This window comes from Nocardia sp. XZ_19_231 (assembly GCF_015355705.1).
GTDB lineage: Bacteria > Actinomycetota > Actinomycetes > Mycobacteriales > Mycobacteriaceae > Nocardia > Nocardia salmonicida.
Genome location: NZ_JACUZI010000003.1, coordinates 514,762 through 534,364 on the forward strand (window position 1 = coordinate 514,762; position 19,603 = coordinate 534,364).

The 19,603-nt window shown below is 66.6% G+C and carries 22 protein-coding genes and 1 tRNA gene; 12 read left to right on the top strand and 11 right to left on the bottom strand.

Features of this window, described 5'->3' with window-relative positions; genetic code table 11:
- The first annotated feature begins 36 nt into the window (after window positions 1–36).
- The 5 genes from IBJ82_RS15660 to IBJ82_RS15680 all read left to right on the top strand — a co-directional run bounded on the left by IBJ82_RS15660 (window position 37) and on the right by IBJ82_RS15680 (window position 3,102).
- Window positions 37–1,344: a serine hydrolase gene (locus IBJ82_RS15660; RefSeq protein ID WP_194826642.1), complete on the top strand. Its 1,308-nt coding sequence runs from the start codon at window positions 37–39 to the stop codon at window positions 1,342–1,344.
- 106 nt (window positions 1,345–1,450) lie between these two features.
- Window positions 1,451–2,182, top strand: coding sequence for a GntR family transcriptional regulator (locus IBJ82_RS15665; protein ID WP_194826643.1), 732 nt, complete (start codon window positions 1,451–1,453; stop codon window positions 2,180–2,182).
- Window positions 2,183–2,267: 85 nt separating this feature from the next.
- Window positions 2,268–2,543 carry a hypothetical protein gene (locus tag IBJ82_RS15670; protein WP_194826644.1) on the top strand — a complete coding sequence of 92 codons (276 nt, stop codon included), beginning with the start codon at window positions 2,268–2,270 and terminating at the stop codon, window positions 2,541–2,543.
- Between the two features lie 149 nt (window positions 2,544–2,692).
- Window positions 2,693–2,848 (top strand): DUF6131 family protein, encoded by a 156-nt coding sequence (locus tag IBJ82_RS15675; RefSeq protein WP_194826645.1) that lies wholly within the window; start codon window positions 2,693–2,695, stop codon window positions 2,846–2,848.
- Between the two features lie 41 nt (window positions 2,849–2,889).
- The gene (locus IBJ82_RS15680) at window positions 2,890–3,102 is read left to right on the top strand and encodes a hypothetical protein (RefSeq protein WP_194826646.1); all 213 of its coding nucleotides are present in this window, start codon (window positions 2,890–2,892) and stop codon (window positions 3,100–3,102) included.
- Window positions 3,103–3,147: 45 nt separating this feature from the next.
- Here the strand turns inward: IBJ82_RS15680 and IBJ82_RS15685 are convergent, their stop codons facing one another.
- Together IBJ82_RS15685 and IBJ82_RS15690 are read right to left on the bottom strand one after the other, a co-directional pair.
- Window positions 3,148–3,852 (bottom strand): MHYT domain-containing protein, encoded by a 705-nt coding sequence (locus IBJ82_RS15685; protein WP_194826647.1) that lies wholly within the window; start codon window positions 3,850–3,852, stop codon window positions 3,148–3,150.
- A gap of 180 nt (window positions 3,853–4,032) precedes the next feature.
- Entirely contained in the window at window positions 4,033–4,479 is a 447-nt protein-coding gene (locus tag IBJ82_RS15690; RefSeq protein ID WP_194826648.1) for an SRPBCC family protein, read from the bottom strand.
- Between the two features lie 220 nt (window positions 4,480–4,699).
- On the opposite strand from IBJ82_RS15690, the gene IBJ82_RS15695 reads away from it, so the two are divergent.
- The 5 genes from IBJ82_RS15695 (at window position 4,700) to IBJ82_RS15715 (ending at window position 10,057) form a co-directional block, all read left to right on the top strand.
- Window positions 4,700–6,187, top strand: coding sequence for a peptide MFS transporter (locus tag IBJ82_RS15695; protein WP_194826649.1), 1,488 nt, complete (start codon window positions 4,700–4,702; stop codon window positions 6,185–6,187).
- A gap of 53 nt (window positions 6,188–6,240) precedes the next feature.
- Window positions 6,241–7,752, top strand: a complete 1,512-nt coding sequence (locus IBJ82_RS15700; RefSeq protein WP_370585326.1) for an APC family permease — start codon at window positions 6,241–6,243, stop codon at window positions 7,750–7,752.
- A 116-nt stretch (window positions 7,753–7,868) separates the two neighbouring features.
- Window positions 7,869–7,942, top strand: a tRNA-Leu gene (locus IBJ82_RS15705).
- Between the two features lie 165 nt (window positions 7,943–8,107).
- Window positions 8,108–8,656: a carboxymuconolactone decarboxylase family protein gene (locus IBJ82_RS15710; protein WP_194826650.1), complete on the top strand. Its 549-nt coding sequence runs from the start codon at window positions 8,108–8,110 to the stop codon at window positions 8,654–8,656.
- Between the two features lie 156 nt (window positions 8,657–8,812).
- The gene (locus tag IBJ82_RS15715) at window positions 8,813–10,057 is read left to right on the top strand and encodes a hypothetical protein (RefSeq protein WP_228537145.1); all 1,245 of its coding nucleotides are present in this window, start codon (window positions 8,813–8,815) and stop codon (window positions 10,055–10,057) included.
- Window positions 10,058–10,072: 15 nt separating this feature from the next.
- On the opposite strand, the gene IBJ82_RS15720 is transcribed toward IBJ82_RS15715, so the two are convergent.
- From IBJ82_RS15720 to IBJ82_RS15735, 4 genes are read right to left on the bottom strand one after another with little or no spacing between them, the layout of a single operon-like run.
- Window positions 10,073–10,522: a cupin domain-containing protein gene (locus IBJ82_RS15720; protein WP_194826651.1), complete on the bottom strand. Its 450-nt coding sequence runs from the start codon at window positions 10,520–10,522 to the stop codon at window positions 10,073–10,075.
- Window positions 10,523–10,574: 52 nt separating this feature from the next.
- Window positions 10,575–11,801: an acyl-CoA dehydrogenase family protein gene (locus tag IBJ82_RS15725; protein ID WP_194826652.1), complete on the bottom strand. Its 1,227-nt coding sequence runs from the start codon at window positions 11,799–11,801 to the stop codon at window positions 10,575–10,577.
- Between the two features lie 52 nt (window positions 11,802–11,853).
- Entirely contained in the window at window positions 11,854–12,435 is a 582-nt protein-coding gene (locus tag IBJ82_RS15730; RefSeq protein ID WP_194826653.1) for a TetR/AcrR family transcriptional regulator, read from the bottom strand.
- Entirely contained in the window at window positions 12,432–13,673 is a 1,242-nt protein-coding gene (locus IBJ82_RS15735; protein WP_194826654.1) for a cytochrome P450, read from the bottom strand. The genes IBJ82_RS15730 and IBJ82_RS15735 overlap by 4 nt, the downstream gene beginning before the upstream one ends.
- A gap of 107 nt (window positions 13,674–13,780) precedes the next feature.
- Here IBJ82_RS15735 and IBJ82_RS15740 point away from each other — a divergent pair, with 107 nt between their 5' ends.
- A complete protein-coding gene (locus IBJ82_RS15740; RefSeq protein ID WP_194826655.1) occupies window positions 13,781–14,047 on the top strand; it encodes a YdeI/OmpD-associated family protein in 267 nt (88 codons plus the stop codon).
- A 215-nt stretch (window positions 14,048–14,262) separates the two neighbouring features.
- Window positions 14,263–15,240 (top strand): TfoX/Sxy family DNA transformation protein, encoded by a 978-nt coding sequence (locus tag IBJ82_RS15745; RefSeq protein WP_194826656.1) that lies wholly within the window; start codon window positions 14,263–14,265, stop codon window positions 15,238–15,240.
- A 23-nt stretch (window positions 15,241–15,263) separates the two neighbouring features.
- Here the strand turns inward: IBJ82_RS15745 and IBJ82_RS15750 are convergent, their stop codons facing one another.
- The 5 genes from IBJ82_RS15750 to IBJ82_RS15770 form a co-directional block, all read right to left on the bottom strand.
- Complete coding sequence (locus IBJ82_RS15750) at window positions 15,264–16,223, bottom strand: Ppx/GppA phosphatase family protein (RefSeq protein WP_194826657.1); 960 nt, start codon at window positions 16,221–16,223, stop codon at window positions 15,264–15,266.
- A gap of 45 nt (window positions 16,224–16,268) precedes the next feature.
- Window positions 16,269–16,790 carry a DUF501 domain-containing protein gene (locus tag IBJ82_RS15755; RefSeq protein WP_194826658.1) on the bottom strand — a complete coding sequence of 174 codons (522 nt, stop codon included), beginning with the start codon at window positions 16,788–16,790 and terminating at the stop codon, window positions 16,269–16,271.
- The gene (locus IBJ82_RS15760) at window positions 16,787–17,365 is read right to left on the bottom strand and encodes a septum formation initiator family protein (protein WP_194826659.1); all 579 of its coding nucleotides are present in this window, start codon (window positions 17,363–17,365) and stop codon (window positions 16,787–16,789) included. The genes IBJ82_RS15755 and IBJ82_RS15760 overlap by 4 nt, the downstream gene beginning before the upstream one ends.
- 23 nt (window positions 17,366–17,388) lie before the next feature.
- Complete coding sequence (gene eno, locus IBJ82_RS15765; protein WP_194826660.1) at window positions 17,389–18,675, bottom strand: phosphopyruvate hydratase; 1,287 nt, start codon at window positions 18,673–18,675, stop codon at window positions 17,389–17,391.
- Window positions 18,676–18,790: 115 nt separating this feature from the next.
- Complete coding sequence (locus IBJ82_RS15770; protein ID WP_194826661.1) at window positions 18,791–19,507, bottom strand: lytic transglycosylase domain-containing protein; 717 nt, start codon at window positions 19,505–19,507, stop codon at window positions 18,791–18,793.
- Window positions 19,508–19,603 lie beyond the last annotated feature (96 nt).

The window sequence follows — 19,603 nt, forward strand, 5'->3', positions numbered from 1 at the left end:
TGGAGGGGTTACGTGCAGGGCTATTTGAAACACGTTGTGGCAGCATCGATTACCGCGCTGACCCTGGTTTCGGGGGCATGGCTCCCCGGCCCGGCGACGGCCGACCCGGTCACCGCGAAGCAGTGTGAGGTCACCACCGGCCGCACACCACAGTCCGCGACACCGGCCGAGGCCGCGCTCGACCCCGCCGTGCTTGCCACCGCCATGGCGCGAGCAACCGACGTGACCCGCTTCAATATCCAGCTGTACCGCAACAACTGTCTGATCGCGACCGGCCCGCGCAACGCCGAATCCGGTGGGGTGGCGTGGAATCTGTGGAGCGGGACCAAGAGCGTCGTCGCGCTCGTCGCCGGTGCGGCCGTCGACGAGGGACTGCTGCGGATCGACGAGCCGATCGGCCGCTATCTGCCCCCTGGGCTCGGCGATGCCGGGCACCGTGAGATCACCGTGCGCAATCTGCTCACCGAGTCCTCCGGCATGGAAGTCGCCGTCGCCGCCGAGGGCGCGACGGGGCTGGCCCAACTCGATCCCAATGTCGTCGCCCAAGCACTCGCGATGCCGATCGAACGCCCGCAGGGCACGATGTTCCGCTACAGCCAGCGCGCTGTCGACCTGCTGGTCTATGTGGTCCAGCAGTCGGTGGGCGAGGACTTCCAGTCCTTCGCCCAGCGGAAGTTGTTCGACCCGTTGGGCATTGCCCGCAGCGACTACTACTGGGCCCGCGACCGCGCCGGAAACACCTACGGCCACGCGCATTTGATCCTGCCGCCGGACGACTTCGCGAAACTCGGCCTGCTCGTGGCTAATCGGGGCCGCTGGAATTCCCAGCAGGTGATCTCCGAGGACTACATGCGTGCGGCGGTCTCACCGTCGCCGAGCATGCCCTGCTACGGCTTCCTGTTCGTGATCAACGGCGCACCGTGCCGCCTCGAGTTCCCCGGACTGCCCGACGACGCGGTGAAGATGTCGGGCATGCTGCGCAACGACAGCTTCATCGTGCCCAGCCTCGGCATGGTGCTGAACTGGACCGGCGTCGCGACGGTCGGCAGTTCGACCACCTACACCCACGACGTGATGCGCTCGCTCGTCTCCGCGTTCCGCGACCTGCAGATTCCCGATCCCGGTCAGTATCAGGAGCGCCCCGATGTGAGCGTGACCGACCCGATGATCGCGCGGCCGGACGCCTTCTTCGGCACCCTCGGCGTCGGCCCGTACGCCTACCCCGGCTGCAACTTCCTCGACTGCCTCGGCGAGACTCCCAAGGCCCCGTTCGCGGATTCGCCACCGGGATGCGTCATCCTGGGATGCATCGGCACCGACCCACGCACGCCGGGTATCCGCTGAGCCGGGCATAGATCTCTGGGTTCCCGGGCGCCGGTCGCGTATTCTCGAATCAACCGGATAGGACCAGTAGGGACCGGTCGGCCTACCAGAAAAGGAGCCACTGGCGATGCCCGCACCGCTGCGCGACAGCGCAGTGCCCAAACACGAACAGCTGCGCGCGATTCTGCTGCAGAAGTGCACGCGCGAGCTTCAGCCGGGCGATCTGCTCACCAGCGAGCGCAATCTGATGCAGGACTACGGCGTCAGCCGGATCACCGTGCGCGAGGCGGTCGGTCAGCTGGTCAACGAAGGGTATCTGGTCCGGGTTCGCGGCAAGGGCACCTTCGTCGCGCACCGGCCCGTGCAATCGCGGCTGCACCTGGCCTCTTTCACCGAGGAGATGCGCGCGCTCGGCCACCATCCGACCACCCTGGTGCTCGTCGCCGAGGAGGCGATCGCGCCCGAGGCCACCGCCCGCGGGCTGCGCCTGCCCCAGGGTGCGCTCGCCTACCACGTGCGGCGGTTGCGGCTGGCCGACGAGGATCCGGTCAGCGTCGACGATGCCTGGTTCAACCCCGAACTGGTTCCCGGCCTGATCTCGCACGACCTCACCTCCTCGATCTACCGGACCACGGCCGATCGCTACGGCAGGCCGATCGAACGAGCCGTGCAGACAGTCGACGCCCAAGCCGCGGAGGCCGGTGTCGCGGCCCTGCTCGGCGTCAAGAAGGGTGCTCCCGTACTGCATTTCGACCGGGTGTCGTTCAGCGCGGAGGTGCCGATCGAGCACACCCAGAGCTGGTACCGCGCCGACCGCTATCGCGTGCAGATGGAAGTGGGTCAGCGGCCGCAGTCGTAGCGGACCACACCGATCCGGTGTGAAATCACCGTATTTCAGTTACCGTCTGGGTGCTATCACAGCGAAGCGCTCGGAGGTATCACCCATGTCCATCCGTCAATCCACCGCCGCCAGAGCGGGTCTACTGGCCGTGCTCGCCGCGGGAACTCTGCTCAGCGCCGGCGGCACCGCCAACGCGGTCGGCAGCGCCGACTGGGACCTGCTCCCCTCCGGTTCGGTCGAGCTCGGCCCGCCCACCGGTAGTTCGATGGGCTCGGTCGACGTCGGCAGCGGCACCGGCTCGTTCGACGCCGACCTCGGCTCGAGCGCCCCGCGCCCGGTCTCGACGGGCTCGGCCGCACTGCCGATCTTCGCCCGCTGATTCACCCGAGCCGCCGTGGCCGACCTGGTCGGCCACGGCGGCGGGTCTCTTGCGGCACAGCCTGTTTCGGATCGAAAAAACCGGGCAAACGGCATATGTGGGTGCCCACCGGTATTCCATAGTCCCGACACCGAACAAGGTGAGCTCTGATGATTCTTCTCGGCGCAGTACTTCTCATTGCCGGACTCGTTTTCGGCATCCCCCTCCTCAACACGGTGGGAGTCATCCTCCTGGTGGTCGGCCTAGCGCTGGCATTGATCGGCAGCACAGGGCGTGCAGTCGGCGGCCGTCGACACTACTACTGACCATGCGTAGAATCCGTCGAAGTAGCAGTAGAGGACCAGTCATGGCAGGCAGTAGTTCTCGTATCATTTCGATCGTCGTGCTCGTATGGTTGCTGATCGGAGTCCTGGCCGCGGGTCAACGCGGTTACTACACCGAACGCGATCAGAACTGCGCGACTCTCGGCACCATCGCGGTGACCCTGATCGCTGGCCCACTGAACTATGTGGGCGCCAACCCGAAGGTCGACGACTGCGAGCTACCCCAGCCGAGCTGATGGATACCGCCGTGGCCGAAATATTCGGCCACGGCGGTTGATCCGTCAGTCCGGTCGATTCTCGCCGACCTCCAACTCGGCCAACCCGACCACGATCACCAATCCGGTGACCACCAACGACACCGTCGCGATCAACGGCAGCAGCAATTGCACCGGGGTGACACCGTCCACCACGGTCATCGGATCGCCGTCGTGCACGCGCATGGCCGCCATCGCCGTGTAGTGCATACCGCACACCGCGATTCCCATGACCAGCGCGGCGCCCGTTGTCATCAACAGGCCGCGCACGTGCAGCATGAACCACAGCGCCACCGTGGCCGCGACCACGGCGATCACGATCGACAACGCCATCAGCGTGGGCTCGTATTCGATGACGACTCGCGCGCGTATCGCCCACATCCCCAGGTAATGCATGGCGGCCACCCCGAGCCCGGTAATCGCGCCGCCGAAGGGCAGCGTCGCCCACTCGTTGCCCCCACCGGTGACGATGGTGAGCCCGATCAGCACCACTACGATCGCGATAACCGCACTGATCAGCGTCAGCGGCACGTCGTAGCGGATGGGCGCCCCGCCGATGCTGAACCCGAGCATGGCCGTGAAGTGCGTGACCCAGATGGCCGCTCCGCCCAGCCCCACGGCCGCGGCGATGAGCCAACCGAGCGGCGCGGACGACGCTTTGGCGTGCACCGCGCACCGTAGCCCCAATACCGAACCGATGAACGACAGGCCGAAGGCCAGCACCGGATTCATCCAGCCATTATTGAAGTGCTCGATATGAAGCACGCACTTTCCCCTGATCTACGCGTTCAGTTAATCGCTAGAGATTAAACCAATTGCGCAGACAGAACAGGGCGACAGAGAATTCCACGCAACTATTTCAGCGCGAATATTCGCTATCGAGAAATACGGACCGGTCGGAATTCCTACGAGTCATTCATTCTGCGAACGCGCACGAATCAAAGCGGCCAGCCGATCGAGGGATTCCTGATTGCGCGCCGAGAAGAGCAGATCCTGCGCCACTCCCGGAATCAACTGAGCGGGTCCGCTCCCAGCGCGTTCGACCATCCGGATCGTGGTGTGCCCCGGGGATTGTTCGACGAGCGTGAGCGTGATCAACGCCGAACCGACCGACCACAGGCGCGCCTCCAACTCGAGTCGGTGCGGTGGGTCGATCGCGCGCACCACCGTCGTATCGCTGATCAGCACCGGCCACAGCCCGAATCGGTAGTGGATGCGGCTGCCGATGGCAGGCCAGCCGGGGTCGACCTTGCCGATATGCGAGGCGCCGACCACCCAGCTCGCGTAGAGCCAGCCGTCGGCCAGGGTCGCGAACGCCCTCTCCGGCCGCACGGGGACGGTCACTTGGGCTGTCAGCACGTCTGATTTCCTCGTCCGTCGCGGGAGTCCGGTCACCACAGCCTAATTGGCGCGGCACTCCTCTCCCCGCGCACCGCCGCAGCGATAGCGGAGGCGCGCCCCTTTCGTGTCGGCGCCCGCCGTCGGAGGTGTTCGCGGCGGCCCGGCGGGTGCGGCACGCCGAACCCGCGACGATGCGGGAAAATTGCTGTCCACCGTTTCGACGTGGGATCGTTCCCTTATGTCCACCGAAGAAACCCGGCTCGGCGACCCGCCGGACCCCGCCGACAAGGCGGCCGAACGCACCGTGTTCGGTCACCCCATCGGTTTGACCAATCTGTTCGGCGTCGAGCTGTGGGAGCGTTTCTCCTTCTACGGCATGCTCACCATCCTGGGCTACTACCTCTATTACTCCACCACCGAGGGCGGCCTCGGTATCGCCCAGAGCACCGCGCTCGGCATCGTCGGCGCGTACGGCGGCCTGGTGTACCTGTCCACCGTGCTCGGCGGCTGGATTGCCGACCGGGTGCTGGGGATGGAGCGGACGGTCTTCTACGGCGGTGTCGTGGTCGTGGCCGGCCACCTCGCGCTGGCGGTGTTGCCCGGATTGACCGGCGTCGGCGTCGGCCTGGTGCTCGTCGCGCTCGGCAGTGGTGGGTTGAAGGCGAACGCGTCGTCGTTGCTCGGCACTCTCTACGCGCCCACCGACGCGCGGGTCGACGGCGGATTCACGCTGTTCTATCTCGGCATCAATATCGGTGCGTTCTGCGGCCCGCTGCTGACCGGCCTGTTGCAGCGCGAGTGGGGATTCCACGTGGCCTTCGGTGCCGCGGCGATCGGCATGGCGCTCGGTCTGGCCCAGTACGTGATCTTCCGTCGCAACCTGGGCACCCACGGGCGCGAGGTGCCCAATCCCATCACCCGTCGCGAGCTCATTCCGGTACTGATCGGCGTCGCCGTCGCGGCCGTCGTGGTGCTGGCGGCCGTGCTGATGAAGCTGATCACCCTCGAGAATCTCTCCGACGTCACCACCGGCGTCATCGTGGTCGCCTCGGTCGTGTATTTCGCGGTGATGCTGCGCAGCGCCAAGGTGACGCAGGTCGAGCGGACGAGGGTGGTCGCGTTCATCCCGCTGTTCATCGCCAACGCGGTGTTCTGGTCGCTGTTCCAGCAGATGTTCACCATGCTCGCGGTCTATTCCGACGAGCGCGTCGACTGGCGGATCTTCGGCTGGGAGGCGCCGGCGAGCTGGATCGGTTCGGTCGAGCCGGTGTGGATCATCGCGCTCTCGCCGCTGTTCGCGCTGATGTGGACCAAACTCGGCAATCGCGCGCCGAGCACGCCGATCAAGTTCGCGCTCGGCGTGATCGGGATGGGCATCGCGTTCTGGTTGTTCGCGCTGCTCAGCGGTTTCGACGGCAAGACCGTGCCGGTGCTCGCGGTCTTCTTGATCCTCGGCGGCTTCGCGATCTCGGAACTGCTGCTCTCGCCGATCGGTCTCGCGGTGACCACCCATCTCGCGCCCGCCGCGTTCCGCTCGCAGATGATGGCCCTGTATTTCTTCTCCGTCGGTATAGGTACGTCGATGGCGGGCACGCTCGCCCGCTTCTACAGCCCCGACAGCGAGACCGCCTACTTCGGGTTCAGCGGCGCCGCGGCCATCGTGGCCGGTCTCGTGGTTGTCGCCTGTGCGCCCTGGATCAAGCGCCACATGCAGGGCGTGCACTGACCTGAATCCGGGTAATACCCGTTTACGTTTTTCGCAGCAGAAGGAGAAATACCGTGCCGACACCGCAGGACGCTCCAGGCGTGGGCCGATCGCCCAGCCGCTGGGGCGGGTTGTTCCGCACCAAATCCGTCGAGCAGTCGATTCTCGATACCGACGATCCCGAATCCAAACTCCGCAAAGATCTGACGGCCTGGGATCTCACGATCTTCGGCGTCGCCGTTGTCGTCGGTGCGGGCATCTTCACCCTCACCGCGCGGACCGCGGGCAATGTGGCCGGGCCGTCGGTCTCGCTGGCCTTCGTTTTCGCGGCGATCGCCTGTGGTCTCACCGCGGTCTGTTATGCGGAATTCGCTTCGACCGTGCCCGTTGCCGGTAGTGCCTATACCTATTCCTATGCCACCTTCGGTGAATTGGTGGCGTGGATCATCGGCTGGGACCTGATCCTGGAATTCGCGCTCGCCGCGTCGGTGGTCGCGAAAGGCTGGTCGCAGTATCTCGGCACGGTTTTCGGATTCGAGTCCGCCACTGTGCAATTAGGTTCGATCACCTTCGACTGGGGCGCGGTGCTACTGCTCGCCGTGCTCGGTGTGCTGCTCGCCGTCGGCACCAAGGTGTCCTCGCGGGTGTCGGCGGTCGCCGTGGCGATCAAGCTCGCGGTCATCGCGCTGGTGCTCGTTCTCGGCATCACCTATTTCAAGGCGTCCAACCTGAGCCCCTACATCCCACCGTCGCAGCCCGCCGAGGAAAGCGCCAGTGGTCTGCATCAGACGCTGTTCCAGTTCATCACCGGCGCGGGTGACACCAACTTCGGCTGGTACGGCCTGCTCGCCGCGGCCAGCATCGTGTTCTTCGCGTTCATCGGTTTCGACGTGGTGGCCACTGCCGCCGAGGAGACCAAGAACCCGCAGAAGGCAGTGCCGCGCGGCATCCTCGGTTCGCTGGTGATCGTCACCGTGCTCTACGTGGCGGTGACGCTGGTGCTCACCGGCATGGTGCCCTACACCGAACTGTCCGGTGAGAATGCCACGCTGGCAACGGCATTCCAGATCGTAGGCGTGGACTGGGCGAAGAACGTCATCTCCATCGGCGCCCTGGCCGGCCTCACCACCGTGGTGATGGTGTTGTTCCTCGGGCAGACCCGCGTGTTGTTCGCGATGTCGCGCGACGGTCTGCTGCCCCGCGGACTCGCCCACACCGGCAAGCGCGGCACGCCGGTGCGGCTCACCGCCATCGTCGGCGTGATCTGCTGCGTGCTGGCCGGTTTCGTCGACTTCGGCACGCTGGAGGAAATGGTGAACATCGGCACGCTGTTCGCCTTCGTGCTGGTCTCGGTCGGCGTCATCGTCCTGCGCCGCACCCGCCCCGACCTGCCCCGAGGCTTCCGTGTCCCGCTGGTCCCCTTCGTCCCCATCCTGGCCGTCGCGGCCTGCCTGTGGCTGATGGTGAACCTCTCGGTGGAAACCTGGCTGCGCTTCGTGATCTGGATGGCCATCGGCTTCGCCGTCTACTTCGCCTATGGCCGTCGACACTCGGTCCTCGGCAAAAAGAGCGCGAGTGCAGACTGACCAGCACCTTCGATGACATGATCGGTCCCGGCGTGGTCTGTTCCGACACGCCGGGCCGACCTTGTCGACCAACAGGATTCCGGTACACCCGTACGATTCGCTACGCTATCCGGGACGCCCCTATAGCCCAATTGGCAGAGGCAGCGGACTTAAAATCCGCACAGTCAGGGTTCGAGTCCCTGTGGGGGCACTCAGCACGACTCAGGTCGCTGGGTCGCGGCGTCATTCGCGTGTGGATCGATGGGCATTCGCACTCTCCCCCACCTGGCAGGCGAGGCAGATCACTCTGGGGTTCGGTGGGGGCTCGGCGTAGGTTCGTCGGTAGGTGAATCGTCGGCACGAAGGGGTGTTATCGATGCGGGTGGTCAAGCGGGTTCGGGGATACGCCAAGGTTATCGGGCAGGCGCGGCGTCATCGGGGGGATCTGGTGGGGTGGCTCGGGCGGCGGCCGCAGATCGCGGCGGCGACGCTGACCTATGAGACGGCGTTGTTGTTCAGTAACAAGCTGGATCCTCGGCTCAAGGAGTTGGCCGAGCTCAAGACGGCGGGGCTGGTGGCTTGTCAGTTCTGTCTCGATATCGGGTCGGCGCTGGCGCATACGGCGGGGCTGACCGAGCAGCAGCTCGTCGATCTGCCTCGGTATCGGACCAGTGATGCCTATTCCGAGTTGGAGAAGCTGGTGATCGCGTTCGCCGAGGCGATGACGGTTACTCCGGCGGTCGATATCGATGAATTGCGCGACACGCTGCTCACCCACCTGTCGAAGGCGCAACTGGCCGAGTTGGCGGCGAGCATCGCGTGGGAGAACCAGCGGGCCAGGCTGAACCAGGGTCTCGGTGTGCAGCCGACGGGGATGGCCGACGGGCTGGCATGCGCGATGCCGGAACCACGACGAGCCCCGTAGAACGGCGACGACCGGACACACCGTCGACGGTCCGCAACTGTATGGCGTGGGGCGCTGCCATGGAGTGCACTATGTTGGTCGCGAGCCGACCACGGTGACGTGGACGCGCGGGATTCTTCGATAGTTCGCAGGTTCGAGCTCAGCGAGGGGATCGTCATGCATTCGGTCGGCGCTTTGATCGTTCGCGTCTGTTGTGTGGTGGCAACGGTGCTGGCCGCGGTGGGGTTCGCCGCGCCTGCCTCCGCGGATCCGCCGGACTCGGCGCTGTGCGCTTGGCGGTTCATGTCCAACAGCACCGTGCTGAATGTGGCTTTCCCCGATGCGAATTCGACGTATTGGCTGATGCCCTATGCGCTGGGGCCGGGTGACTCGATCGAGTTGTCCGGTACCTATCCGGCCGCCCGGTATTTCTCGTTGAACACCTACGGGACCGACCTCGACACCGTGGACACATTGCGCGACGACCAGATCGTCGCCGACCCGGGCAGTGCCAACCCGTTCGTCGACGCTGCCGCCGCATCGCTGCCCGCGTCGCAGCGGCGCTGGCACGCCACGTTGGTCAACGGTCCGGCCGACCACAGCCGCAACGAGATTCAGGCTGTCGCGAACGGTCAGGGCACGCCGATCGGTTTCGTCATAGTCCGTGTCTATGTTCCGACCTACCCGGCCTCGCTCAGTGGCGGCGTCGCGCTGCCCGATGTGAAGCTTTCGATCGCGGGCGCCGACGTACCCGCCCAGCCGTGCGCGCAGCCCTTCGACCCGGCTACGTACACCGGTCCCGTCGCCGACGCGGCAAAGTCCGCCTTCGACCGGGCGATCGCCGGGGCGGCGTCGGGCGCGTTCCCCGGCAACACACCGGAGGCGACGTTCAGCAACCCGGCGAGCACCTCCGGGCTCTTCCCGAACGGCGACAACAAATACATCGGAACGCGGATCAGCTATCAGCCCGGACGCCTGCTGGTGGTGCGTGGCAAGGCGCCGATCTTCCCGAATACCCGTGCGGGACAATCACCTACCGATCCGAGTCAGCAGGTGCGGTATTGGTCGATGTGTCAGAACGACCTGCGCTCGCCCTACCCCGTTGTCGCCTGCGCGGCCGACTTCCAGACCGCGATCGACGGGTCCGGCTACTACACCTACGTGGTCGCCGCCCCCGCGGACGTGCCCGCGAGTCTCGACCCGAGCGTGACAGTGATTCCCTGGGGCAGCACCGATGTGGACAAGGTGCTGTTCCTGCGGAACATGATCCCGAGCGCGGCGTTCTATCCGAATTCGATCCAGGCGTCCCAGGACTCCGGCGACGACCCGGCCACCACGATGGGCCCTTACTACCCGAGAACCGCTTATTGCAGCACCGAAACGTTCGCGGCAGGCGGCGCGGAAACCTGCCTCGGCGCCTGATCTCAGAAGCGGCGGCTACGGGCAGTCCGGGGCGGGAGCGTCCACGAAGAGGGGTTCATTCGCGAGGTTGACATACGCGACGTACAGCTCGGCGGGCTCGTTGCCGAGGTTGCGGCCTACATGGACATGGTCAGGGCCCACGGTCTCGGACAAACCCTGGCCCGCGGAGTACGTGGTCGGCACGCAGTCTGTCTCGTATCGGGTCACCTGGCCCGCCGTGATCACCGCGAGGACAGTGCCGTCGTGGTAGTGCCAGCCGAGGGTGCCCCCGGGTGCGATGGTGATCCGCCGGAAAGTGAACTTGCTCGGCAAGGAGGCGAAGGGGCTGAATGCGCTGACATCGACCTGGGTCAGCGGTTCGACGGTCACACCGGAGGCCGGGGTGGCCGAAGTCGACGGCGCGAGGGCGACGACCGCGGCGACGACCACCACGGCGCCGGCAAGTGCATTCCGGTGGATTCGCATCTTCGTAGTATACGAGCGAACTACCTGCACGAATAGCTGGAAATAAACTCGCCTACCCGGCGGTCAGACCCTTGGCGATGTGGGTGACCTGGATTTCGTTGCTGCCCGCGTAGATCATCAGCGACTTGGCGTCGCGGGCCAATTGTTCGACCCTGTACTCGGCCATGTAGCCGTTGCCGCCGAACAGCTGCACGGCCTCCATCGCGACCTCGGTGGCGGCGCGAGAGGAGTAGAGCTTCATCGCCGAGGCCTCGGCCAGGGTCACCTTGTCGCCGGCGGCGGTGCGCTCGATGGCGTTGAAGACCATGTTCTGCACGTTGATTCGCGCGATCTCCATCTCGGCGAGCTTGAGCTGGATGAGCTGGAACTGCGCGATCTCCTTGCCCCACAACGTGCGGGACTTGGCGTAATCGACGCACAGGCGGTGACATTCGTTGATGATGCCGAGCGCGAGGGAGGCGATGCCGATGCGTTCGGCCGCGAAAGACTCCTTGGCACTGTCTTTTCCGTCGCCCTTGGCCGGGTTCTCGGTTTCGCCGAGCAGCCGGTCGGGGGTGATGCGGACGTTCTCGAAGAACAGCTCGCCGGTGGGCGAGGAGTTCATGCCCATCTTCTTGAACGGGGGGCTCTGCACGAAACCGGGCATGCCCTTGTCCAGTACGAACGGCAACACCTTGCGGTCGCGGCGGTCGGAGCCGTCCTCTTCGTCCAGCTTGGCGTAGACGACGGTGACGTCGGCATACGGACCGTTGGTGATGAACGTCTTGCGGCCGTTGAGGATGTAGTCCTCGCCGTCACGGCGCACGTAGGACTTCATGCCGCCGAACGCGTCGGAGCCCGAATCGGGTTCGGTGATTGCCCAGGCGCCGACCTTCGCCATGGTGACCAGTTCGGGCAGCCAGCGCTTCTTCTGCGCGAGGGTGCCGCGACTGCGGATGGTGCCCACGGTGAGACCGAGGCTCACCCCCATGGAGGCCACCAGACCGAGGCTGACGCCGGCGAGCTCACTGTTGAGGACCACACCCATGCTGCCCGCACCGCTGAAACCGCCGCCCGACTTACCGGAGCCGGTGGTACCGGCCTCTTCGCGGGCGAGCGCCTTCTCCAGCCCGTCGCGCGCCATCTCGTCCAGGCCGAAGGTGGCGTACAGCTTGCGGATGATGTCGAACGGCGGCAGCGCGCCGCTCTCCAGTTGGTCGACGCGCGGGGTGACCTCCTTGGTGATGAAGCCGCGCACAGCGTCGCGGAACATCAGGTCTTCGTCTGACCACTGGTACATATCTGGACTCCCGAGGGATAGCCGGAACTTTCCCTCAAATATAGAACACGTTCTAGTTCGGCGAGACGAAGGTGCGGGTGATCACCGGGGCGACGAACTCCTCGAGCATGGCCCGTTCGTCGGCGCCATCGCGGCCGGGAGCCGACAGCAGCGAGACTATGACGCGGGTGAGCCAGCGGGCCAGCCGGCTGCGTTCCGGGTCGGTCAGGTCCGCGGGGCCGAAGATGGTCGCGGCCAGGGATTCGATGACGTCGGAGTCCTGGCTGATGCGGCCCGCCGTGCCGGAGTCGGCGGGGCGGAACCAGGCGATGAGCAGGGGGTTGGCGCGGACCTCCTCGACCGCGCCGAGCATCGCGGCGATGATGCGTTCTCCTGGGTCGGCGATGTCGCGGAACCGCTCGTCGAGCTGGGCGACGATGCGTCGGGTCTCGCGGTGCACGAACGCCAGACGCACCGCGTGCCGATTGTCGAAGTAGCGGTACAGCGTGGCGCGGGAGCAGCCTGCGGCCTTGGCGATTTCGGCCATGCCGACCGCGGCCACCCCGTGCTCGGCGAACAGTTCGGCGGCCGCGTCGATGATGCGTTCGGCGGCCAGATCCGCCCGATCGGCGCCAAGCCAGTCACCGCCGCTCACGCCGAGCCCTCGGCGCGGAACGGCACCGAGACCGGCCAGCGCACGTAGTTGCCCTGCGACCACTGCACCGCGTCGAGGTCGACGGTGAAGTCGGGGCAGCGGGTGAGTAGTTCCTCGAGTGCGACGCGCGCCTGCATGCGGGCGGCGGCCGCACCGAGGCAGTGGTGGTGACCGTGACTGAAGCTGAGGATGCGCTTGGGGTTGCGCCGGATATCGAGTTCGGCTGCGGTGGAGCCGAATTCGCGTTCGTCGCGATTGCCCGAACCGTAGAGCAGCAGGACGCGGCGGCCCTCCGGGATGATCGTGTCGTGCAGTTCGACATCGCGGGTGGTGGTGCGTGCCAGGCCCTGCACCGGTGAGGTCATCCGGAGGAACTCCTCGATGGAGTCCGGGATGAGCGAGGGGTCGTCAATGAGCAGCTGTCGCTGATCGGGGGCGGCGGTGAGCAGCTGGACCGCACCGCCGAGATTGCCGGTGGTGGTGTCGTTGCCGCCGGTGATCATCGTGAACGCGAAGCCGAGGATCGCGACCAGACCCTCGTTGTCACCGTCGGCGCCGAGACCGGAGGCCAGCAGGTGCGAGATGGTGTCGTCGCCCGGTTCGACGCGGCGGCGGGCGATCAATTCACTGAAATAGCCGACCATTTCGCCCACCGCGGTGAAGGCGTTCTGGTCGCCGGCGGCAAGCCCGGCCCCCGCGACCGCGCCACCGACGATGTTCTCGGTCCACGCGTCGAACTTCTCGTGATCCTGTTCCGGCACACCGAGATAGTGGGCGACCACCATGGTGGGCAGCGGCTTGAACAGGTCCTTGACGATGTCGCCCCCACCCGCCGCACGCAGCCGCTCGATGCGTTCGACGATGAATCTGCGCACTGCGGGCTCGACCGAATTCACTTGGCGCGGAGTGAATCCCGGTGACACCCGACGCCGGAAATCGGTGTGCTCCGGCGGGTCCATGAAGACGAACGGCTTGACGGCGCCGAACCCGGCGGCGACCAGGTCGACGTAGTCGACGGTCAGTCCCGAGGCGGAGGAGAAGGTCGCGGGGTCGCGCGCCGCCATCCACACGTCGGCATGCCGGGACAGCACGTAGAAGTCGTTGTCTTCCTGCCCGGCGGGGATCACTCGGTGAACAGGGTCGTGATCACGCAGTGCGGAATACATGGACCAGGGATCGCGCCAAGTGTCTCCGGAGCGGAGTTCGAACCGCACCGAATGAGACGTCACTGTGCTCATGACTCCAGAGTGAGACATATCAACCATTTTGTCTAGTATCGCTTCCTGGATCTGTAGCTCCCGTCCCGGTAACCGCAGGTCGAACGCTTGCGCGCTACCGTGGACTGATGAGTAGTCGACAGGTCTCCGGGGGCGTGGTGCACGAGTTGCCGAACGATCTGCGCGCGGCGCTACTCGCCAACTCGGTGGCGCTCACTGCCTGGCAGGACATCACGCCGCTGGCCCGCAACGAGTTCATCTGCTGGGTCGAGGACGCGAAGCAGGACGCGACTCGTGAACGACGGATTCGGCGCACCCAGGAGGAGCTGGAAGAAGGTCAACGGCGGCCGTGCTGTTGGCCCGGATGCAAGCATCGCGAGCGCACCGGCAGCTGAGGCCATCGGCATAAACCTGTTGCTCGGTGTCGGTGAGGTGTGGCCTGCTTACGGGGATGAAGAGACAACGCCCGGGCAACGCCCGATCCGTCAGTGACGGCTTGAAACTGCACCGACATGTGGTGCGGTCGGTCGATGGCGTGCGGACGGTGATCGCACTGCGGCCGGGGACGCATGCCCGGTTCAGCACCAATCGGTTTCATGAGACTTGGCATGTGTTGAGCGATGATCACGGCGCTCGGTTGTTGAGTCGGTTGCTGTGGGGGCTGTCGTATCAGGCTCGGCCGGGGACCGTGCTGGTGATCGATCGGGAGTTCCTGATGCCGACCCCGTTCGACGCGGACCCGGCCGACCCCATCGTGCTGGTCCCGGAATGGTGCACTCGGCTCGATGAGGGTGGCGCGGCCCAGTTGAAAGCGCAGTTGCCGCTGCGTAAGTCAGCGGGAACGGTGCGGTGGCAGACGTTCGGATTGGACCGCACCCTGGAGCCGCGGGCCTTCGACGCGTGGTGCGCCGAGCGCCGGTACCGCCGCGACGCGAGTCATATCTCTCGGCGACGCGGGTTGCTCGTGCTCACGGCGCGCACTCCCGAGGACTGCCGCCAGTGGGCGCTCGACGCGGCTCGCCTCGACACGACGCGATTCGGCACCGACCATGTCTATCTCGACGAGTGGGATCACGGGCACGACGGGGAGATTCAGATCTTCCGGCGATTCCGTCCGATGGTCAGCGTCGCCGAGCAAGCTCGCGCACAGGTCGTTTCGCGCGCAGACGCACCATCGACGCCGAGTTCGCTACGCGAAGCGGTCTGGGATGAAGCCGAAAGTGTGCGGGGTGACGCACATCTGCGTGTACGCGGATGGTCCGGGAACGCGCCTGCGCTCGGTGCGGCCGCCGCCGTGATGCTCGCCCACGCCGACGTGCGTTCGCTCGACGATCTCGCCGAAATCGGCGCCGTCGAAGCTTACCGACGACTGCGCGCGGCCGAGGTGAACGGCTTGAAACTGGAGATGCTGTGGGCGATGGAGGGCGCGCTCACCTACCGCGATCGCCGGTTGATCAGTGCCGCACGTCGGCATGAGATGATCGCCCAACTCGGCCCGGCCCCCGCCGCCGCACCAGTCAGGCGGCGTCGACGTTACCGCGCGCCGGTGCGGTCATCGCATGCCGTCACCGTGAGCGCGAGGCACTGAACCCGGCGTAGACGTCAACGACGTCAGGCCGCGGCGTTCACGATCGACATGGCGATGCCGTCGAGGATGTCGTGTTCGCTGACGATGAGTTCGGAAACTCCCGCGCGCTCGGACAGTTCGTCGGCGAGAACCTCGGTGATCACCGCGCCGCCGCCGATCACGTCGACCCGGCCCGGGTGCATCGGGCCGAGGGCGGCGCGTTCGTCGTGGTTCATGCCGATCAAGCGGTCACAGACCTGGTGGACCTCGGCGAGACTCAGACGGGTGAGATGCACTCGCGCGGAATCGTATTCGGGGAGATCGAGGGCGACGGCGGTGATCGTGGTCATCGTTCCAGCCACGCCGACCCAGGTGTGCACCTTGTCGACGGGGACCTTCGCGAAGGCTTCGTCGAGTTTCTGCTGGGCGAATTCCCTTGCGGCAGCGACCTGGTCGGCGGTGGGCGGGTTGCCCGCCAAACAGCGTTCCGTGATGCGGACACAGCCGATATCCGCGGAATAGGCTGCCTGGACGCCGTTCTCATCGCCGACGACCAGCTCTGTCGAGCCGCCGCCGAGGTCGACCACAACGAAAGGTCCCGCATCAGCGGACAATTCACCGACGGCACCGGCGAAGGACAGCCGCGCCTCTTCGTCGCCGGTGATCACTTCGGCGACCGCGTCGGGCACAGCGCGGCCGAGTTCGGTGCGGGTCATCGAGAAGAAGTCGTCGCGGTTGGCGGCATCACGGGTGGCGGAGGTGGCGACCATGCGCACGCGCGAAACCCCCTGCGCCACCATCACATCGACGTAATCGGACAGCGCGAGGCGCGTGCGTTCGATGGCTTCGGGCGCGAGACGGCCGGTGGCGTCCACCCCCTGGCCGAGGCGCACGATGCGCATCTCCCGGTGCACGTCGGTGAGCCCGCCGTCGGCCCCCACCTCGGCGATCAGCAGGCGGATCGAGTTGGTGCCGCAGTCGACTGCGGCGATGCGCTCACTCATGGTGTCCTCCAGAGGTCTCGACCCGCGCACGGGCACTGACCGCGATTATGCCTGTTCGTCCGGTGTGCCGGCGGCAGGCCAGTCGGCGGGGATCGCGGTACCGCGGAAACCGGCGTCGGCGGCGAGGGCAACGGCCTCGTCCCCGAAGGGGTTCAGACCGGGCCCCTTGGCGAGCGAGTGCGCGATCAGCACGTGCAGGCACTTCACCCGGTCGGGCATCCCGCCACCGGTGAAATCGGTTCCGAGCGACTCGATTTCATTGCGTTCGGCCAGGTAGCTCTCGTGCGCGCGCCGGTAGGCGGCGGCCAGGTCGGGATCGGCGGCGAGGCGTTCGGTCATCTCGCGCATCACCCCGGCCGATTCCTGCCTGCTCGCCTCGGCGGTGAGCCGGGGGTCGGTCAGATAGTAGAGCGTGGGGAACGGGGTGCCGTCGGGCAGGCGTGGCGCGGTCTTCACCACGGCGGGCAGGCCGTCGGGGGTGCGGTAGGCGACTTCGAGCACGCCGCGAGGCTCGCGACCCAACTGCTTCGCGATGATCTCGAGGTCGTCGGCGTTCGGTGTCGTCACCGTGGTCCTTCCGGGGCTGGTTCGGAGATGCTGCGCCACAGGTCGGTGTACCAGGGGTCGGGCGCCGCTGTTCGGGTGCTCATCGGCGGCGGCGCTGGTGCCTCGATGCCGGGAATCTGCACGATGTAGGGGGTTTCGCCGGGCATCACCAGGCGCAGGCGGTCGCGCGCTTCGGAGCGGATGTAGGCCGGATCCTGTTGTTGCGCACGACGATTGCGCAGGTCGGCCAGGTCGGCTTCGAGTTCGGTCCGCTGCTTGGACAGTGCCACGGCTTCGGCGCGCTGACTGAAGTAGGTGCGGGTAGGCACGGCCAGGGTCAGCGCGAGGCCGCACAGCACCGCCGCCAGGATCACCGCTTTACCGGTCGAGAGACCGAGGATGGTGTGCTCGCTGCGTTCCAGCTTGCCGCTGGACTTACGGGTAGCACCCGCGGGTTGCGGGTGCCGCCGCGTCGGGCGCTTGGCCGCGGTGGGGCGGCCGGGCGTGTCGAGGCTGGGGCGGGAGCGCGCGGCCCGCGACGTGCGCCGGTCACCTCGTCCACCTGGACTGGTCCCACGCGCACGTCGCTCGGTCATTCGCTACCGCCCCTGCACTGCCTTCAGAATTCGCCGGTGAAACGCGGGAAGGCCACGTCACCCGCGTAGCGTGCCGAATCACCGAGGGCGTCCTCGATGCGCAGCAGCTGGTTGTACTTGGCGACCCGCTCGGAGCGCGCGGGGGCACCGGTCTTGATCTGGCCCGAACCGACGGCGACCGCGAGGTCGGCGATGGTGGTGTCCTCGGTCTCGCCCGAACGGTGCGACATCATGGTCTTGTAACCGTTGCGGTGCGCCAGCTCGACGGCGTCGAGGGTCTCGGTGAGCGTGCCGATCTGGTTGACCTTCACCAGCAGCGCGTTGGCCGCGCCCTTGGCGATGCCCTCTTCGAGGCGCTCGGGGTTGGTGACGAACAGGTCGTCACCAACCAGCTGCACCTTGTCGCCGATGGCGTCGGTCAGCGCGACCCAGCCGTCCCAGTCGTCTTCCGACAGCGGGTCCTCGATGGAGACCAGCGGGTACCGGGTGAGCAGATCCGCGTAGAACTCGCCCATCTCGGCGGCAGTACGGATCTTGCCCTCGAACTTGTAGCCCTCACCCTCGGTGTGGAACTCGGTGGCGGCCACGTCGAGCGCCAGCGCGATATCGGTGCCCAGCTTGTAACCGGCGCGCTCGATGGCGACGCTGATCAGATCCAGGGCCTCCACGGTGCCGGCGACGTCGGGTGCGAAGCCGCCCTCATCACCGAGACCGGTGGCCAATCCCTTTTCTTTCAGCACGGCCTTGAGCGTGTGGTACACCTCGGTGCCCCAGCGCAGCGCCTCGCGGAAGGTGGGCGCGCCGATCGGGGCGATCATGAATTCCTGCACGTCCACGCCGGTGTCGGCGTGCGCGCCACCGTTCAGGATGTTCATCATCGGGACCGGCAGCACGTGGGCGTTCGGGCCGCCCAGGTAGCGGAACAACTCGAGGCCCGAGGACTCGGCGGCACCGCGTGCCACGGCCAGCGATACACCGAGCAGGGCGTTGGCGCCGAGGCGGGACTTGTCGGGTGTGCCGTCCAGATCCAGCAGGACCTGATCGACGGTGCGCTGCTCCACGGCGTCGAGGCCGATGATGGCGGGCGCGATCTCGTCGAGGACGCCCTCGACAGCCTTGGTCACACCCTTGCCGCCGTAGCGGTCGCCGCCGTCACGCAGCTCGACGGCCTCGTGCTCGCCGGTGGACGCACCGGAAGGTACGTCTGCCCTGGTCAGGGTGCCGTCGTCGAGGGCGATCTCGACCTCGACAGTGGGATTGCCGCGCGAATCCAGAATCTCGCGAGCTCCGACCTGTTCGATAATGGCCACGAAAACTGCTCCTTACGACGGAAGGCACGGTAGGTATCACGGGAAAGGGCCGTGCGGTGCCGAGCCTATCGTCTCGGCGGAGTGTGGAGTAACCGGCACTCCGGCCCGTGTGCAACTACACGCGGCGGCCGACGCTGTATATCGCGGCGCGATCGCGCACCACATGCATGTATTTGTTCGACTGGTTATAGGCGAACAGGGCGCGCTGCCAACCGTCGGCCGAGGTCAGATCGCCGCCGCGGGTGCAGAGGTAGCGGGCGGCGGTGAGAGCGGCGTCGTCGATGTTCTGCGGGTCGGCCACGCCGTCGCCGTTGGCGTCGACGCCCCAGCGCTTCCAGGTTTCGGGGATGAACTGCAGCGGGCCCACCGCGCGGTCGTAGGTGGTGTCGCCGTCGAGGCTGCCGCCGTCGGTGTCGCGGATGTCGGCGTTGCCCTTGGTGCCGTCGAGGGCGACGCCGATGATCGCCGGGCGCACCGTCCCGTCGGCGTCGACGCCCGCGCCGCGATGGGTGCCGTGCCCGCTCTCCACACTGGCGATGCCGGCGATGGTGGTCCAGGCGATCCCGCATTCGGGCTTCGACTTCGCCAGAACGGCGGCGGCGTAGCCATAGGCCTCTAGCGCGACCGGTTCGATGCCGATCGCCCCGGACTGCTCGTCGGCCCAGCCGCGCAACTGCTCGGCCGCGCGGCCGGGTGCGTCGACATCGATCACGGGCAGCGCGACTCCCGGCCCCGGCGGCATGTCATCGGGGATCGACGCGAGCGAACTGCACCCCGCTAAAAGGGCGCTGATCGCCACCGCGGCGAGTACGCCGACCTTCTGCACTGACATCTGTTCAATCATCCAGATCCAGCGCGCTTTCTGCACATCTCACAGCCACTTCTCAGCTCCGCCTCTCCGCGATTCCGGCCGGACCGAGGTACGAGA

What these genes read in the sequence shown, in the direction of transcription:
- IBJ82_RS15675 (WP_194826645.1), top strand. Translation starts at nt 2,693, where the DNA reads ATGATTCTTCTCGGCGCAGTACTTCTCATTGCCGGACTCGTTTTCGGC.
- IBJ82_RS15665 (WP_194826643.1), top strand. Translation starts at nt 1,451, where the DNA reads ATGCCCGCACCGCTGCGCGACAGCGCAGTGCCCAAACACGAACAGCTG.
- IBJ82_RS15680 (WP_194826646.1), top strand. Translation starts at nt 2,890, where the DNA reads ATGGCAGGCAGTAGTTCTCGTATCATTTCGATCGTCGTGCTCGTATGG.
- IBJ82_RS15715 (WP_228537145.1), top strand. Translation starts at nt 8,813, where the DNA reads ATGCATTCGGTCGGCGCTTTGATCGTTCGCGTCTGTTGTGTGGTGGCA.
- IBJ82_RS15735 (WP_194826654.1), bottom strand. Translation starts at nt 13,673, where the DNA reads ATGAGCACAGTGACGTCTCATTCGGTGCGGTTCGAACTCCGCTCCGGA.
- IBJ82_RS15760 (WP_194826659.1), bottom strand. Translation starts at nt 17,365, where the DNA reads ATGACCGAGCGACGTGCGCGTGGGACCAGTCCAGGTGGACGAGGTGAC.
- IBJ82_RS15670 (WP_194826644.1), top strand. Translation starts at nt 2,268, where the DNA reads ATGTCCATCCGTCAATCCACCGCCGCCAGAGCGGGTCTACTGGCCGTG.
- IBJ82_RS15750 (WP_194826657.1), bottom strand. Translation starts at nt 16,223, where the DNA reads ATGAGTGAGCGCATCGCCGCAGTCGACTGCGGCACCAACTCGATCCGC.
- IBJ82_RS15770 (WP_194826661.1), bottom strand. Translation starts at nt 19,507, where the DNA reads ATGTCAGTGCAGAAGGTCGGCGTACTCGCCGCGGTGGCGATCAGCGCC.
- IBJ82_RS15740 (WP_194826655.1), top strand. Translation starts at nt 13,781, where the DNA reads ATGAGTAGTCGACAGGTCTCCGGGGGCGTGGTGCACGAGTTGCCGAAC.
- IBJ82_RS15710 (WP_194826650.1), top strand. Translation starts at nt 8,108, where the DNA reads ATGCGGGTGGTCAAGCGGGTTCGGGGATACGCCAAGGTTATCGGGCAG.
- IBJ82_RS15685 (WP_194826647.1), bottom strand. Translation starts at nt 3,852, where the DNA reads ATGAATCCGGTGCTGGCCTTCGGCCTGTCGTTCATCGGTTCGGTATTG.
- IBJ82_RS15720 (WP_194826651.1), bottom strand. Translation starts at nt 10,522, where the DNA reads ATGCGAATCCACCGGAATGCACTTGCCGGCGCCGTGGTGGTCGTCGCC.
- IBJ82_RS15725 (WP_194826652.1), bottom strand. Translation starts at nt 11,801, where the DNA reads ATGTACCAGTGGTCAGACGAAGACCTGATGTTCCGCGACGCTGTGCGC.
- IBJ82_RS15695 (WP_194826649.1), top strand. Translation starts at nt 4,700, where the DNA reads ATGTCCACCGAAGAAACCCGGCTCGGCGACCCGCCGGACCCCGCCGAC.